The organism is Coriobacteriia bacterium (assembly GCA_031292615.1).
Lineage (GTDB): Bacteria > Actinomycetota > Coriobacteriia > Anaerosomatales > JAAXUF01 > JARLGT01.
This window is the reverse complement of the sequence record JARLGT010000054.1, coordinates 17,299-32,845: the sequence shown is the minus strand read 5'-3', so window position 1 is coordinate 32,845 and position 15,547 is coordinate 17,299. Positions and strand designations below refer to the sequence as shown.

The window sequence follows — 15,547 nt, the reverse complement described above, 5'->3', positions numbered from 1 at the left end:
TCTCGCCGACGAACCCACCGGCAACCTTGACAGCGAGACCGGGGCGGTCATCGTCGACCTGCTGCGCGAACTCGCGCGCTGCGAGAACGTCACCATTGTCGCGGTGACGCACGACACGGAGCTCGCGTCGCTGGCCGATCGGACGTTTCGCCTCAAGGACGGCCGGATCGCCGAGGAGCGCTTCCCCAAGGCGGCCGCCGAGGCCAACGCCGCGTACGACGCGTGGCTGGCTAACCGCGCCGACGCAGAAGCCGAGCATGAATTCGTCGCAGCGGTCGAGCGCATGATTGCGTGTGCGCCGGCGGGTCGCAAACTGTCCGCCGCGCGGATTCGCGAGCGCTACGTCGGCGCTAGCGATCTGCCGGGATTTGAGGCAGCACTGGCCGCGATTGGCCATCACGACGACCTGCTCGAGAGCGAGTAACGGTAGCGGGGCGCGGCTGCGCAGCCTACGCGCGCTTCAGCGCCTCGCCCAGCGTCGCCGGCAGTCCGGCCGCCGCCATCGCTGCGACCACGGCTTCCACGTCGTACTCGACGCGGTGGACGGTCGGCTCGACCTCGCCGTCCTCGCCCAGATAGAGCTCGGTCCAGCCCGCTCGCGGATCGCCATCCTTGGGCTTGCCCACCGAGGGCACGCTGACGTAGTCGATAGCGCGCCCATCGGCGCCGTGGACGACTCGGTGGTAGGGCATGTGAACGTGACCCACGCACACGACGTCGGCTTTGGCGACGTCCGCCAACCGCGCGAGGAACTCGTCTTCGCGGTCCGGAAGCAGGTATTCGTTGATCTTGCGGGGGCTGCCGTGCACCAACATCACGCGCACGTCGCCCACCTCGAAGCGGACCTCGTCCGGCAGGTCCGCGAGCCATTTATGGTCGCGGGCAGAGAGAGCCGCGTCGGTGAACTCGTAGCTCGCGGCGCCGTCCAGCTTGGCTTGCTCGGTGTTGTAGTAGCAGCCACACTGGCCGCGCCGACGGCCGACGCCGTCGTCGTAGTTGCCGCGCACCGTCCGGATGCCAGCGTCGCGCACCCGCGCTACTACGCCCGCAGGGTCGGGCCCATAGCCCACGAGGTCGCCCAAGCAGTACACGTTGCGCCCCGCGATTCCCGCCACCGCGATGTCGCGCAGCACCGCGTCGAGCGCCGGCAAGTTACCGTGCACGTCCGAGAAGATCGCGATTCGCCGCGGGCTCATCGGCCAGCCTCCAGCGCGCCGATGGCCGAGTCGGCCGCGCCGAGCAGTTCGGCCTCGTCGGGCAGGCACTCGGCGGGGAAGTAGCGCTGGCGGAAGGCGAGGGCGACGTTGACGAGTCCGATCAGCACGGGTACCTCCACGAGTGGTCCGATGACCGAGGCGAACGCGGCCCCGCTGTTGATGCCGAACACGGCAACGCACACGGCGATGGCAAGCTCGAAATTGTTCGAGGCTGCCGTGAACGAGAGTGTAGTCGTCTTGGCGTAGTCCAGCCCGATTGCCTTGGCGACGAAGAACGTGAGGAAGAACATGATCGCAAAGTAGGCGAGCATCGGTAGGGCCACGAGCGCGACGTCAAGCGGCAGCCGCAGGATGTAGGCGCCCTTGAGCGAGAACATCACGAAGATGGTGAACAGCAGCGCTACCAGCGTGACTGGTCCCACGCGCGGCACGAACACCTCGTCGTACCAACGGGCCCCCTTCGCGGCGCGAAGCGAGAAGCGCGTGATGACGGCCGCCAAGAACGGCAGGCCGAGGTAGATGGCGACCGTCCGGGCGATAGCGCCCATCGAGACGCTGACCACGACCCCGCCCAGCCCGAAGAACGTGGGCAGCACTGTCACGAACACGTATGCATAGACGCTGAAGAACAGAACCTGCATCACGCTGTTGATCGCCACGAGCCCGGCGGCAAACTCCGTGTCGCCCTTAGCCAGCCCGTTCCAGACGATGACCATCGCGATGCATGGCGCGATGCCGATGATGATCAGCCCGGTCATGTACTCCGGACGACTGCGCATCATCGTGATTGCGAGCAGGAACATCACGCTCGGCGCCACGATCCAGTTCATCAGCATCGCCAGCGCCAGCGCCTTCTTGTCGCGCATCGCGTCGCCGAGCTCCTCGTAGCGGACCTTGCACAGGGCCGGATACATCATCGCGATCAGGCCGATAGCGATCGGGATGTTCGTGGTTCCCGTCGTGAACTGGCCGATGAACGCCGGTACGACGGGCAGGAGGGCGCCAACTCCTACACCCACCGCCATCGCGAGGAAGATCCACAGCGTCAGGTAGCGATCCAGGAACGATAGCTTCTTCGCGACGCCGCTAGCCACGACAGTCACCGGGCGCACAGCCGACAAGCCTCAACAGCTCGTTCGCGGCGGCCTGCACCGCCGACGGCACGAGCCGGTAGTAGACCCACTGGCCGCGCTTCTCCGAGGTCACGAGGCCGGCCTCGGTCAGCGACTTCATGTGGTGCGAGACGGTAGGCGCTCCGATGCCGAGCTTTTCGGCGAAGATGCAGGCGCACACCTCAGTCGCCGAGCAGCACTCGGAGTTGGGGTCGTCTCCGCCAGTGGCGAGCAGGCGCAGGATCTCGCGGCGCGGCGCGGAGGCCAGAGCGCGGAAGACGAGTTCGAGCTGGTCGGGCTCGACGGTGGTGTCGGTAATCATGGTCAGGCTCCTCTGGCAGTTCGATACCTGTCGAAATAGTATCGGCTGGGCAGTGTCGGAGCAACCGGGACCTTTGTTACTGCTGGTGAACGAGCCGGCGACACAGAAAGCGAGCGCCGCGTGCAAGCTGGCATTGCGCATGCGTACTCCGTAGTATCGTCTACTTGCCGATAAGTAATGGTGGGCGGGGGACTCGCCAAGGAGGCGGCGTGCTTCACAGTGCCACGCATAGATACGCCTTGGCTGCTCGAGCGCTTGCGGTCGCGCTCTTGCTGCTCGCGTTCGCCTGCGCGACCCCGGCTCCCGCTACTGCGGCCAAGTCGACCCAGAAGGTCTCGCTGACCGCCTCGCAGACCGCTCAGGTCGCCGCGATGCAGGCCGACTTCGGCTCGCAGGTCGCCGACTACGTGGCAATCACCCGAGAGCTGCATCGCGCTGAAGACGATGTCACGCAGATCACGAGCCAGATCGCGTCGGGTCAGGCGCAGCTCGAGGCCGCGCGCTCTTCGCTCGCGTCGCGCGCCGTCGAGCTGTATCGCACTCCCACAGTCGGCCTCCTTGAGAGCCTCATCACCGCGACGTCCATCTCCGACTTGGTCAAACGCGTGAACTACCTCGCCATCATCACCGAGCGCGACGCTCAGCTGGTCAAGGACCTACGCCTCTCTCAGACAGAGGAGGCGTGGCTGCAAGAGAGCCTTCAGGCCCGAGTCGCCCAGCTTCAGGTCCTTCAATCCAGCGCCGACAAGAAGCAGGCGCAGCTGCTCGCTCAACTAGCCGCCGAGCAGGCCAAGGCGGTCGCGATCAACACGGTCTTCACCCCCGGAGTGGACTCGAGCAAGCTGACCACGACGCCGGTTGGTGGCATACCTCGCGACCAGATGGATCGCGCGAACGTTGTCTCGGAGGGCAACTTCCGAGGCGGCAGTGCCATGACCGCCACCGACATTCAGGCGTTCTTGGACAAGCAACCAGGCGCGCTGAAGAGCTACACGGGCAAGGATCACGCGGGCGCGACCAAGACAGCGGCCCAGATGATCTCGGATGCATCCGTGCACTTCAACATCAACCCAAAGATCATCCTGGCGACTCTGCAAAAAGAGCAGAGCCTGTTGACCACCAAGAACCCTTCGCAGAGCCAGTACAACGGCGCGATGGGCGCAGGCATGCCCGACAGCGGGAACAACAACGCGAGCATGCAGGGCTTCGGCAACCAGATCTGGTGGGGGGCGCAGAAGTTCGACAAGAACGCACGCGACTGGAAGCCGGGCAAGAGCGAGCCCGTCGACGGCAACGCCCAGGTCTGCAACAACGAGGGCACCTTCGCCCAGTATCGGTACACTCCGCACTACAGCGGGGTCACGTCGTTCTGGACCATCTTCTGGCGCTACTTCGGCGACCCGCTGGGCTGATAACTCGGCCGTTCCTCGCTGGTCCTAGAGGCTGTGTCACAATACGTAACACGCGCGCCACCGCGGTGTCTTGCTCGTTTCGCAACATGTCCGGAGTGCCCGATGACCAAGCCTAGGACCAGCCAGCCTCGCGACAACTGGAAGCTGATGCCGAAGCGCGTGCTCGTTGGCGCTCTGATTGTCGATGCCTTCTTCGCCGTGATGTATTCACTCACGATCTGGCTCCCCCAAACGCCGAGCGCAAAGCCGCTGACGTTCCTCTTCGACATGAACGGCGAAGGAAACGTGGCCGCTTGGTGGCAAGGCAGCCAGCTTCTGCTGATCGGGCTCGCCTTCTTCGCGCTCACCCTGTGGTTTTTCCAATCCGACGAGCGTGTCGGACCGCTGCGACGGCTATTCTTTGTGAGCGGCTTGGCGTTCACCTATTTCTCGGCCGACGAAATCGGGCAGGTTCACGAGAACACGTCGAAGCTCTTGCAGTCCTGGCATGCCTTGAACCTCGCCGAGATCCGACTGCTCGCTGCGCTCGGCCACAAGATGCACAAGCTGCACGGCGGCAGTCTCTGGATTCCGCTGTTCGCGATAATCGGCATCGCACTCATCTGGTGGCTCTGGCCGCAGTTCAGGCTGGCTTGGAGCCTTTGGCATCGGGAGATACTGCTGCTCGTAATCGGGTTCGGAGTGCTCGTCTTCGCCGCCACCGTGATTGAGTCGATGGGCGACCTGATTCCCAAGAGCATGTATGCCCTGCGCCTGATCGAGGTGGGCGTCGAGGAGACCCTCGAGTCCCTCGGCAGCTCGATCGTGCTCTACTCGGTCGTGCGCGTGCTTGCGAGGGCGGGCGAACGCGTACTACCAGGGTCGACCTCGCCGATGAGCGTATCGCCGCCCGCGGAGGGCTCTCCCGCCGAGTAGCCCTCGCGCCGCAGTGACCGCTGGGCAACGTGGGAGCTCGTGCGGAGCCAAAGCGCCTCTAGAGGTACTGCCAGACGTCGTCGACTCCCGCGTCTGCGGCGGGCACGCAATCCTTGATCGCGGTCGTTGCCGCGCCGGTGAGCGGGTCGACCAGACGTAGGTCCAGCACGTCCGGCGTCTCGAGCCAGCGGCCCTGCGGGTCGGCAAGCACCTTGACGCGCGGGTGCAGCAGGTCGTCGTTGTTGACCCGGTAGACAACCGCTGTGGAGCCGTCGCCCAAGATTACTACGGCGCCCATCGGGTAGATGCCGAGCATCGCGACCAGCGACTTGGTCACGTTGGGGTCGTATGCTTTGCCGCGGCCCTGCATGAGCACCGCGAGCGCCTTGTCGGGACGAATCTCTCGGCGGAATGGACGCTGGGTGGTCATCGCGTCGTAGGCGTCGCAGACTGCGACGATCTTGCTGAAGAGGTGCTGCTCGCCGCCGGTCGACTCTGGATAGCCCAGAAGGTCGTGGCGCTGGTGGTGCTCGAAGGCTACGATCATCGGCATCTTGTCGCCCAGTTGCAGTCGCTTGAGCAGGTCGGCGCCCTCTTGGCTGTGCTGCTTGACCAGCCCCCACTCCTCGGCTGTCAGGGGACCGCTCTTCATGAGCACTTCTTCTGGAACGCGGACTTTGCCCAGGTCGTACAGGAGCGCTGCCAAACCCAGCGAGTGCAGCTCCTCACCGGCAAGTCCCAACGCCGAGCCCAGCGAGATCGACAGGATGCACACGTTTATCGAGTGGTTCAGCGTGTAGTCGTCGTGTCCCTTGATGGCCGTCAGGCCCAAGACCGCCGCGGGATCTTGCAGCAGGTTGTCGAGCATCGATTCAACGACTCGCTGCAGCGGCCCGACCTCGAGCATGCGCCCCAGCTTGGCCTGCGACTCGACGTCGCGCATCGCGCCCAGCCCAGCGTCATAGCTCTCGCGAGCCCGCGCGCGGACCTCTCGGCTGCGCTCCTCGTCGCCGGCGTCGGCCAGTGTCGTGGTCTCGGCGACGATGACTCCCCGCACGTGACGGGCGTCGAGGTAGTCGCGGGCCGCCTCGATGTCGGTCACGCGCTGCTCGGCGAGCAACTCGACGAGCGCTGCAGCCTCCGTGGCGGTCATGGTCGAGGAGAAGGTGACCGCCGAGATGCCGCGCGAGAGGAACTCATCCACCAGCTTGCTGTAGGTGACGCTCTCCTCGGAGAACACCTGGTTCTCCACGAACAGGGTGCGTTTGTAGATGTTGACGGTGACATCCTCGAAGCCGTACTGGGCCAGGCGCTGCACGCCGCCGACCAGGTCGGTCAGGGAGGCTGCGACGAGCGGGTGCGTGGTCGGGTAGAGCGCGGCGTTGGTGTCGGCAACGGCAAGCGTGCGTACGAGGTCGCGTGCGCGCTCCAGTTTCTCGGGCGTGGCAAACGGCGCCTGCACCGCGACGAAGCGGGTCTCGGCGACGATCTCGTCCGGGCTGGAAAGCGGTCCCTCGTTCTCGGGACGATAGGGTGCGTCCGTCACGGTCACTCCACTCCTCGTGGCGGCGCGTAATCTGCCGCATCGATCTCTTCGAGCGCGCGCCTGGCCAGCGTGCGCAACTCTCTGCCTTTTCTGCCCCAAACGAAGCCGCGGTCGGCGGTTCGCCTGAGAGCGTGTTGTGCCTCGGGAGTAGCTATCTGCTCCAGCGCCCGGATGACTTCCTTCTTCGTCTCATACGTTCGCTGCAAGACGTTGATGTCCTCGAGCGCCCGCGTGAGCTGATGCACCGCCGGGGCCGCCTTGACGCGGCCGATCTCGCGAACGGCGAATCGCTGCGTCTCGGGCTCCGGGTGGTTGAGCGCCTTGATGAGCGCGTTGGCGGCCTCGGGCTCGGGCGTGTCGGCCAGCGAGGTGATCGCCGTGAACCGGACGCGCTCCTCCAGATGAGCGAGCGCCTGGGTCATGACCGGAATCGCGCGCCGGTCCCCCAGCGCCGCCAGCACGGCCAGGATCGCGACCGCTCGGCGAGGCTCTTCGTTGCGCAGGCGCGTACGAGCCACTCCCAGGATCGACTCGCTCATGCCGCGCAGCGCAGGTCGCAGCAGCGAGCGCTGCACGTCGGTGCCGCGAATGTAGGTCTCGAGCAGGGCGTCGGCACCGGCGGCCCCGGCGGCGTGCAGGATCTCGCCGGCGATCGCGGCATCCGCATCCGTCGCCACCGCGGCGCAGACGTCGGCGAGCACGTTGGGGTCGGAGAGCACGGCGCGCGCTTGACTGATCTCCACCGTGAGCTCGGGCTGGCTGCCCAACTCGTCGAGGCGGCGAAGCGCCTCACGCACGTGGGGAAACGACCCGTCTCGCGCTGCTTGCGGAAGCGTGTCGCCGATCGCCCGAACGGACTCGATGTCCACCGTACCCGCGCGCGTGATGGCCACGGCCGTGCCGAGCGCCCGTCCCGCCGAGAGCTGCGGCGAGGCGACGGCCACCTGGCGAGCGATCTCGCCCTCGTCCGGAGGCAGCGCCATATCGGCTGCAAGCTCGCGTGCCGAAGGCGGTTGAGGGGCCGTCGGGTCGTCCAGCGGCATCGGCGCGAGCAGCGCCCGGAGGCGCTTTGCGATCTCGGGCGTGAGCGGTAGGGCTGCGGCGATGCGCTTGGGATCGGTTCCGGCCTGCTCGGCGACGAGGGTGAGGAGGCGCGCAAGCGAAGCGGGCTTCATGTGCGCGATTACGTCGAGCATGCCGTCCATGCGCCGCCCGTTTGAGTCGGAGCGCAGCGACTGGGCGAGCACCTTCATGCGCGTCTTCTCGTCGAGCCGCATCATGGCCGCCGAGACCCGCTCGATCGCGATGTCGCGTGTCGCAGTCTCGAGCCGATCGGCAGCCGCGGCCATCTGATCGTCGCCGGCGCCGTTTGCGGATTCGGCCCAATGCTCCGCCGCACCCTCCAGCTCGCCCGCGATGTCGTCGAGCGGCGCGGCCATCAGGTCCATGCCGAGCAGCCCGTCCTCGTCGGAGGCGCGAAGCGAGACTTCGACAACGGCGATGTGCGCGACGTGCGCTGAGCCCAAAACGGTGCGCGGCCCGCCGACCGCGCGTACCGCGGCGGGCTCGGCGTTGGCGATTGTGACGAACGCGGCCGCTTCGGCGTCGGTCAGGCCTGGCGCGATGACCACCTGGCCGACCTGCAGCGAGTGCAGCGACTTGGCCAGCGCGACCACCTGGCTGTTTCCGCCGCCGAGATCGGCGTCGCCCATGTGGAAGCCGTCGGGGTCGACGGAGTAGCGCAGCGGGCCCTGCGAACCGGTGACCTCGTTGCTGCGCCGGGTGAACTTGGCTACCGCCTCAGCAGGCAGAGCCGAGGACGGCGGGTAGAGCCGAGCACACCCTGCTGCGGCGGCGAGCAGCCGCAGGGTCTCCTCGGCTCGAGGGTATGTCTCGGATTCGACGGCCACTTCCACCTCCTTCGCACGCAGTTGCCCAGCTCTAGGAGGTATCGGCGTTTAGGGCGCCCGCCTACACGACCATGCTGAGCGTGATCTGTGACGGCGGTCACATGAACTGTTGCGAGTTGCCAGTGTGACGATGCTCGCAGTGGGGGACAGCACCGATGAACGTAGAACACGAGTGCATCGTGGGATTTGTCGTTGACGGAGAAAGCTTGAAACTCAGGACCGAAGCATACTTCCGACAGGTGGCCGAGGACGCGCTCGCACTTGTTGGCGTCACCGAGCCGCCCGTGCCGATTGACGATGTCGTCGCGGCGCTGTGCATCCCTATGCGTTCGGTCAATCTCCCCGCATTCTTCACCGCGGCTACCATCTACGAAGACGGTATGCCGGTCATGATGATCAACGCGACGCGTCCCGAAATCGAACGGCGACGTGCGATAGCGCACATGCTTGGCCACGTCCTACTCGTGCTTGCCGACGAGGGCGACTCGTTTCCCCGCGGCAACCTCGACCACAACGCTGCGGACTCCGTTGCGCGCGAACTGATAATGCCAACCTCACTCGTCGCCGAACAGGCGCGGTTGTGGTTCAACGACTACCGATACCTCTCGCGGCTATTTGGCGTTCCCGAAGGCACGATGCTCGAGCGTATGCGCGAGCTCCACCTGATCAAGAACCAGGGAATCATCTGGGACTACTAGGGTCGATGGCGCATGCCTCGGGTCTGGCCAGTCGAGCCGGGTCGTGTCAGTCCCGTGGGGTAGACTGAACTGGTAGCGCGCCATGGTGGGGCGCACACACTTCACGCACCGGGGAGGACTACTCATCATGCGCACCAACTACGCCATCGGCGTCGACGTCGGCGGCACTCGGATCGCGGTCGGGCTGGTGGAGCGCAAGGGCCGGATCCTCAAAGACGCCAAGCGCCTGACGCCCAAGACCGGCCCGTTTGCTGTAGTCGATACGATCATCGACCTGGTCGAAGAGGTGTCTGCCGGGGTGCATGACTCCGAGATTGCCGGAATCGGAATCGGCATCCCAGGCCAGATCGACTTTCTGCGCCAATCAATCGAGTTCTGCACCAACCTGCCGCTCGCCGGCGTGGACGTGCGAGCGCTCGTCATGTCTCGCAGCAAGCGCGAGGTCACAATCGACAACGACGGTAACCTGGCGGCGCTCGGCGAGTCGCGCTGGGGCGCCGCGAAAGGCGCGCGCGACTTCGTGATGATCACGGTGGGCACCGGCATCGGTGGCGGACTGTTCCTCAACGGCGAGATGTACCGAGGCAGCCGCGGACTCGGCGGCGAGCTGGGTCACATCGTCATCGAGCTCGACGGGCGCATGTGCCCGTGTGGCGGCAAAGGCCACATCGAGGCGTATCTCGGCAGACCCGCACTTGCAGAGGCCGGCAGAAACGCCGCCGAGACGTTCCGCGGCCGAGAGATACTCGCGGCGGCCGGCGGCAAGCTAGACGAGGTCACCGCGGAAAGCGTGCTGATCGCCGCCCAGCGCGGCGACGATTCAGCGCGCGAGATCCTGCTCGACGCCGGCGTGATTCTGGGCCGAGCGCTCGTCGGCTTCGTCAACACGTTCAACCCCGCGCTGATCGTGATCGGTGGCGGCATCGGCGAGAGCGCCGACTTCATGGTCGAGCGCGCCGCCGAGGTGATGCGCGGAGAGGCGCTTGCCGGACGCCGTGACGTCACTGTCGCCCAAGCGGTTCTCGGCAACGACGCGGGCATTCTCGGTGCTGCGGCGATGTCCTTCGACGAGCACGATGCGCGGGAGGGGATGCACTAGTGGCCGACAAGCCTACCGTTTGGTTCGTGCCGCTCAGAAGCCCGAAGAAGCAGTCGTTGGTCAAGCGCGTCGGCGTACTCGTCGAGCGCGCCGGGCTTTCGACGGCGGTGGCCGAGGGCGACTTTGTCGCGGTCAAGATGCACTTCGGCGAGGAAGGCAACACCGGCTTCGTGCAGCCGATCTTCGCGCGCGAGGTAGTCAAGCGCATCAAGACTCACGGTGGGAAGCCCTTCCTGACCGACGCGAACACCCTGTACTCCGGCCAGCGCTGGAACGCGGTCGATCATCTGACCAACGCAATCCAGCACGGGTTCTCATACGCGACCGTCGAGGCGCCGATCATAATCGCCGATGGCCTGGCAGGTGCCGAGTCCTGCGAGGTACCCATCGAAGGTTTCAAGCACTTCGACTCCGTCCGGATTGGCTCGGCGGCAGTGCACGCCGACGCGCTGGTCGTCATCACCCACGTGAAAGGCCACGAGGCGACCGGCTTTGGTGGAGCGTTCAAGAACGTGGGCATGGGGCTCGGCTGTCGCAGCGCCAAGCAGCGCATGCACTCAGACTTCAAGCCCGAGGTCGAAGCCGAGAAGTGCACGGCATGCGGGCGTTGCATGAAGGCGTGTCCGGTCGCTGCGATCGCCATCGGACCCGACCGCGTGGCGATTGTGGACTTCGAGCTGTGCTACGGCTGCGGCGAATGCGTCGCGAACTGCTCGTTCGGTGCAATCGCCACCCAGTGGAAGACCACGCCCGAGGCGCTTCAAGAGAAGATCGTGGAGCACGCTGCCGGTGTACTGGCGGGCAAGGAAGGCAAGGTCGTCTACGTCTCCTTCGTCACCCAGATCTCACCGGACTGCGACTGCTGGAGCTTCTCCGACGCCCCGGTCGTCGCCGATATCGGCGTTCTGGCCTCGACGGATATCGTCGCGATCGACCAGGCAGCCTACGACATGATCGTTGCGGCACCTGGACTTCCGGGCGGTCGCGGTGAAGGCATGGCTCCGGGTGCTGACAAGTTCCGTGAGATAACGGGCATCGACGGGACGATCGTCATGCGCTACGGCGAGGAGCACCAGATGGGCTCTCGCGACTACGAGCTCCGGCAGCTGGACTAGGGGCGCGGAAGCGCGAAGGGGGAGCGGGTGGACTGGACGGGGATGTTGCGCGAGTCGTGGCGCATCTTGCGACGCACGCCCACTCTCTGGGGGCTCGGGGCCATCTCAGCGCTTCAGCTGGGCGTGTACACCCTCATCATCATGGGCTTGATAGTCCCGATGACACTGTTGACGCAGGCGCTGGTTGTCGCTGGGAGCGCCGCCGCCAGTGGCGGTGCAAGCAGCGGACTTGCGTCGGCGCTGCCCGCGGTCGTCGCGGGGATCCAGCGCTGGGCGCCCGAGATGGTCGCAGGCATCGTGGCAATCATCGTGGGCTGGGCGGTGCTGGGCGTGTTCGATGTCGCGGCTACTGTTGGCGCAATCACGCAGACCTCTGCCGTGCTTGATGGCGGAGACGTGTCGGTCGGGCTCGGCATGCGCGACGGCTTTGGCGTGTGGTGGCGCACGATCGGACTCCTTGCGATCGCGGCACTGCCCAGTCTGGTCTACCTGCTCGCAATCGCTCTGTTCACTCTGTTCACGATCTCGATTCCGTTGAGCATGGGCCAAGCGCCCAACGTCGCGGCCATCACCGGGGGCAATGCGATCAACTCCGTGCTCTCGAGTGTCGTCGGAATCATCGGCATCCCCCTGGCGGTGCTGGTCAACCTCGGTCTGCGCTACGTAGCTGTTGAAGGCCAGGAGTGGCGATTCGCCTTCTCCTCGGCATGGAAGCTGGCACGAAGTCGTCTGGCCGACGTGGCGCTTCTGTACCTGCTGCAGGCGGGCATCGGGATTGCGGCGGGCCTCGCACTTGGGATCGTCGTGGGCATACTGGCGGCGATCGTGGGGGCGGTAGTGGCACTGTTGGTCGCTGCGGCGCACGCATTCTCGGGCCCAGCGATGTTCGTGACCCTGCTGGCTTGTCTGACTGCAGGGCTGGTGCTGTTCGTCTACAGCGTTGCTGTCATAGTTTGGTCTTCGGTGCTGTGGACCCTGTTCTGGCGCAGACTCACCGGACGCGAAGCGCCAGTTATCTCGCCCGATTATCAAGCTGGCGTCGCCGCATCACTCACGCGGCAGGGGGAGGCGCTTTGAACTACTCGGACATGATCCAAAGGTCGTTTCGTTCGCTGAAGTCCGGCGGCATGTGGGGGTTCGTAGCCTCGACTCAGGCCGTGCGCGTTGTCGTGCTTCTCGTAGTGCTGGCATCCTTCAATGCGGTCGGCGAATCCAGCTTCCTGCGGATGGCTTCGACCGTGTATCCGGGTCACCCATCGACCGCGGTGGTTGTTCAACTCGTCTACTTCACCGCCGTGGTGCTTGCCTCGATTCTCTGCCTCCCCGCCAACCTCATCCTTCAGGGCGGACTGACGCACCTGAGCGACGAGGTACTCGCCGGCCGAAAGGCGCGCACGTCCGACGGCTGGCGCGTGGGTGGGCGCCGGTTCGGCAGGGTCTTCGTGATCGAGTTCGTGGTGGGGCTGATCGCCTTTGTCGCTGCGGCAGTGTGTTCCGTCCCACTCGTAGTGGCAGTCATCGGTGGGGTCGCTGTCGCGGCCAAGTCTGGCAACAGCGGCCTCAACCCAGTGCCGGCGATTGCGGGCGCGTGCTGCGGCTACCTTGTCTTCTTCGTGCTCCTCATCCTGCTCGCATTGTTCACGGCGGCGTACGGCTCGATCGCGGTTCGCTACGGCGTCATCGGCGGAAGGACTTCCGGTGACGCGCTTGGCTCGGCGTGGAAGGCCCTGCGCGCGCGCAAGAAGAACGTCTTCGTCTTCTCTCTGATCCAGCTTGGCTTTGGGATCGTTTGGGCCGTGATTGTCGGAATCGTGGGCGTGCCCGTCCAGATCGCCACAGCGGCCGGTCAGAAGTTGCCGACGCTGAGCCACTTGCTGGGGGCCTACGCCATAAGCGGGCCGCTTGCGATTGCGCTGGTCGTGCCGTTCGTCATCTTCTCCTACGCTATGTGGACCGCGTTCTTCAGGCAGATGACTGGGCTCGACGTTGCTCCCACACCCATGTACGCCCCGCCCCGCCCCATCCACCCAGCCGACAACAACGGCTATCCGCAGCACCCACCCGCGGGGCCGATGATGGCGAATATGCTGCTGCCGACCGAGCCGACTCAGTCGGCGTCGGCGTCCCAACCACGGGTTGAGCCAGGGGCGAACCAGCCCGGGCGGGACGACGGGCCCGCGATCGGGAACGACACCCCAATCGAACCGGCATAGCACCGCGACCAGGAGGTCGAAGATGGAGTACGGACAGATCATCAAGAAGGCGTGGCGCATCACGTGGCGCTATCGCTTCCTCTGGGTTCTCGGCATCTTCGCAGGCATCACGGGCTGGGGCGGTCAGGGGAGTGGCGGTTACAGCCCAGGCCAGTCCTTCGGTTCGGGCTCGACCTCCTCGGGCGGAAGCTCGACATCGCCGTTCTCGGGAGGTCAGCTACAGCAGCTGAGCTCGACGGCCAGCAGGTGGATTCCGGTCCTGATCGCTGCGGGACTCATCTGGATTGTGTTTGCGTTGTTCATGTGGGTGCTCAACCTCGCCGCGCAGGGCGGACTGGTCTGGGCCGTCAACGAGATCGAGGACGGCCGCACACCTCAGCTTGGCTCGGCGTGGAAGCAAGGATTCTCGCGCTTGTGGAGCGTGCTTGGACTCGGGATTCTCGTGCAGCTACCCCTGCTCGTGGCCTTGCTGCTTCTGGTCGCGGCAGTCGGCGTTCCGATTGCGCTGGCGGTGGCGCGCGGTGGCAGCGGGGCGGTCGGCGCCATCCTCCCGGTTTGCGGATCACTCGTGATTGGAATACCGCTCATCTTGGTGATGAGCTTCGTGCTGGGCATCGTCTACGTCATCGCGTTGCGCCGAATCGTGCTCGACGGAATCGGCGCGATCCAGTCGGCCAAGGATGCGTACAAGACCTTTCGCGCGCGCTTCAAAGACACGGCGCTGATGTGGCTGATCAACTGGGGACTCAACGTCGCTGCGGGGCTGGTTGTGGCCATCCCAATCGTCATCGTGACGCTTGTGCTCCTGGTACCGGGCATCGCCGCCGCTGTCGCACGCAACTGGGGTCTGGTGGCGCTTCTTGTGGGTGTGTGGATCATCGTGCTGATCGCCGTCTCGCTGTTCTACGTGGCGGTCTGGGGCACGTTCACGTCCGCCCTCTGGACGATCCTGTACCGCCGGATGACTGGCCGAGAGATATTCGTTCCGCAACCCGGCTACATCCCGCCCGCGTACGGCCGTCCGATACCGCCGAGCTATCCCACTGCCCCCAGTGCGTCGCCCGCCGGGTACGCCGTTCCACCTGTTGCAGGCTGGTCTCCCGACGCCTCGGCCGAGCCGTCGCATGAGTAGCGCTCCGGCCGGCGGTCGCCTAGTGGTGTGCGCAACGCCCATCGGCAACCTCGGGGACGTCACGCTACGCGTCCTCGACGCCTTGAAGGCTGCCGACATCGTGGCTGCCGAGGACACGCGGGTGACGCGCAAACTGTTCACGCGCTACGAGATCGCGACCCCGCTTGAGCGCTGCGACGAGCACACGATCGAGCGGCAGGCGCCGCAGCTGGTCGAGCGGATGTTGGGTGGGCAGGTCATTGCGTTTGTGAGCGACGCCGGCACGCCGGGTGTCTCGGACCCCGGCGCCCGGCTCATCGCCGCCGCCGTGGAGGCCGGGGTCCCGGTCGAGCCGATGCCCGGGGCCTCAGCACTGCTGGCCGCGCTGGTTGCAAGCGGGTTACCGATGCGTCGCTTCTACTTCGGTGGCTTCCTGGCCCGCAAGGCCGGGGAGCGCCGCCGAGAACTCGACGCGCTCGCCACACTCGACGCCACGCTGGTGTTCTACGAGTCGCCACGCCGAAGCGCCGCCGCTCTGGCCGCGCTTGCCGAGGCCTTCCCGGGACGCCGAGCCGCCGTCGCGCGCGAGCTTACGAAGCTACACGAGGAGGTAGTGCGCGGCAGCGTGGAGGAGGTCGCGGCTCAGATCGCGGGCAGGGACTCGCTTAAGGGCGAGGTCGTTCTGCTCGTCGGCCCCCCACCACACGATGCGCCAAAGGCCGAGCTGGACGCGGCCGATATCCGGGCGCGTGTCGACGCGGTTGTCGCAGCCGGAAGCACGCGTAGCGGAGCCGTCAAGCAGGTGGCCGCCGAGCTTGGAGTGTCGCGAAGCGAGGTCTACGACATCGCGCACAAGTAGGCGGGTGGCCCGGCGATG

The 15,547-nt window shown here is 65.9% G+C and carries 15 protein-coding genes; 10 read left to right on the top strand and 5 right to left on the bottom strand.

What is annotated here, in order from left to right:
• Positions 1–424 (top strand): hypothetical protein (locus tag P4L93_05025; protein MDR3686303.1); only part of this gene is annotated, 424 nt, incomplete at its 5' end.
• Between the two features lie 25 nt (positions 425–449).
• Here the strand turns inward: P4L93_05025 and P4L93_05020 are convergent.
• From P4L93_05020 to P4L93_05010, 3 genes are read right to left on the bottom strand one after another with little or no spacing between them, the layout of a single operon-like run.
• On the bottom strand, positions 450–1,196 hold the full coding sequence (locus P4L93_05020; GenBank protein ID MDR3686302.1) for a metallophosphoesterase family protein: 747 nt from the start codon (positions 1,194–1,196) through the stop codon (positions 450–452).
• Positions 1,193–2,338, bottom strand: a complete 1,146-nt coding sequence (gene arsB, locus P4L93_05015) for an ACR3 family arsenite efflux transporter (GenBank protein MDR3686301.1) — start codon at positions 2,336–2,338, stop codon at positions 1,193–1,195. The genes P4L93_05020 and arsB overlap by 4 nt, the downstream gene beginning before the upstream one ends.
• On the bottom strand, positions 2,304–2,651 hold the full coding sequence (locus P4L93_05010) for a metalloregulator ArsR/SmtB family transcription factor (protein MDR3686300.1): 348 nt from the start codon (positions 2,649–2,651) through the stop codon (positions 2,304–2,306). The genes arsB and P4L93_05010 overlap by 35 nt, the downstream gene beginning before the upstream one ends.
• Positions 2,652–2,860: 209 nt before the next feature.
• Here P4L93_05010 and P4L93_05005 point away from each other — a divergent pair, with 209 nt between their 5' ends.
• Both P4L93_05005 and P4L93_05000 read left to right on the top strand, forming a co-directional pair.
• On the top strand, positions 2,861–4,063 hold the full coding sequence (locus P4L93_05005) for a hypothetical protein (GenBank protein MDR3686299.1): 1,203 nt from the start codon (positions 2,861–2,863) through the stop codon (positions 4,061–4,063).
• 102 nt (positions 4,064–4,165) lie between these two features.
• Entirely contained in the window at positions 4,166–4,978 is an 813-nt protein-coding gene (locus P4L93_05000) for a hypothetical protein (protein MDR3686298.1), read from the top strand.
• A 58-nt stretch (positions 4,979–5,036) separates the two neighbouring features.
• Here the strand turns inward: P4L93_05000 and P4L93_04995 are convergent, their stop codons facing one another.
• Both P4L93_04995 and P4L93_04990 read right to left on the bottom strand, forming a co-directional pair.
• Positions 5,037–6,524, bottom strand: coding sequence for an HD-GYP domain-containing protein (locus P4L93_04995; GenBank protein MDR3686297.1), 1,488 nt, complete (start codon positions 6,522–6,524; stop codon positions 5,037–5,039).
• Between the two features lie 2 nt (positions 6,525–6,526).
• Positions 6,527–8,434 (bottom strand): HEAT repeat domain-containing protein, encoded by a 1,908-nt coding sequence (locus P4L93_04990; protein MDR3686296.1) that lies wholly within the window; start codon positions 8,432–8,434, stop codon positions 6,527–6,529.
• 206 nt (positions 8,435–8,640) lie between these two features.
• Here P4L93_04990 and P4L93_04985 point away from each other — a divergent pair, with 206 nt between their 5' ends.
• The 7 genes from P4L93_04985 (at position 8,641) to rsmI (ending at position 15,529) form a co-directional block, all read left to right on the top strand.
• Positions 8,641–9,132 (top strand): ImmA/IrrE family metallo-endopeptidase, encoded by a 492-nt coding sequence (locus P4L93_04985; GenBank protein ID MDR3686295.1) that lies wholly within the window; start codon positions 8,641–8,643, stop codon positions 9,130–9,132.
• A 127-nt stretch (positions 9,133–9,259) separates the two neighbouring features.
• On the top strand, positions 9,260–10,231 hold the full coding sequence (locus P4L93_04980) for an ROK family protein (protein ID MDR3686294.1): 972 nt from the start codon (positions 9,260–9,262) through the stop codon (positions 10,229–10,231).
• Positions 10,231–11,346: a DUF362 domain-containing protein gene (locus P4L93_04975; protein MDR3686293.1), complete on the top strand. Its 1,116-nt coding sequence runs from the start codon at positions 10,231–10,233 to the stop codon at positions 11,344–11,346. Before P4L93_04980 ends, P4L93_04975 begins: the two co-directional genes overlap by 1 nt.
• 27 nt (positions 11,347–11,373) lie before the next feature.
• Positions 11,374–12,423: a hypothetical protein gene (locus P4L93_04970; GenBank protein MDR3686292.1), complete on the top strand. Its 1,050-nt coding sequence runs from the start codon at positions 11,374–11,376 to the stop codon at positions 12,421–12,423.
• Positions 12,420–13,559 (top strand): hypothetical protein, encoded by a 1,140-nt coding sequence (locus tag P4L93_04965; GenBank protein ID MDR3686291.1) that lies wholly within the window; start codon positions 12,420–12,422, stop codon positions 13,557–13,559. Before P4L93_04970 ends, P4L93_04965 begins: the two co-directional genes overlap by 4 nt.
• 22 nt (positions 13,560–13,581) lie before the next feature.
• Positions 13,582–14,691 (top strand): hypothetical protein, encoded by a 1,110-nt coding sequence (locus tag P4L93_04960; protein MDR3686290.1) that lies wholly within the window; start codon positions 13,582–13,584, stop codon positions 14,689–14,691.
• Entirely contained in the window at positions 14,684–15,529 is an 846-nt protein-coding gene (rsmI, locus tag P4L93_04955; protein MDR3686289.1) for a 16S rRNA (cytidine(1402)-2'-O)-methyltransferase, read from the top strand. The genes P4L93_04960 and rsmI overlap by 8 nt, the downstream gene beginning before the upstream one ends.
• Positions 15,530–15,547: the final 18 nt, after the last annotated feature.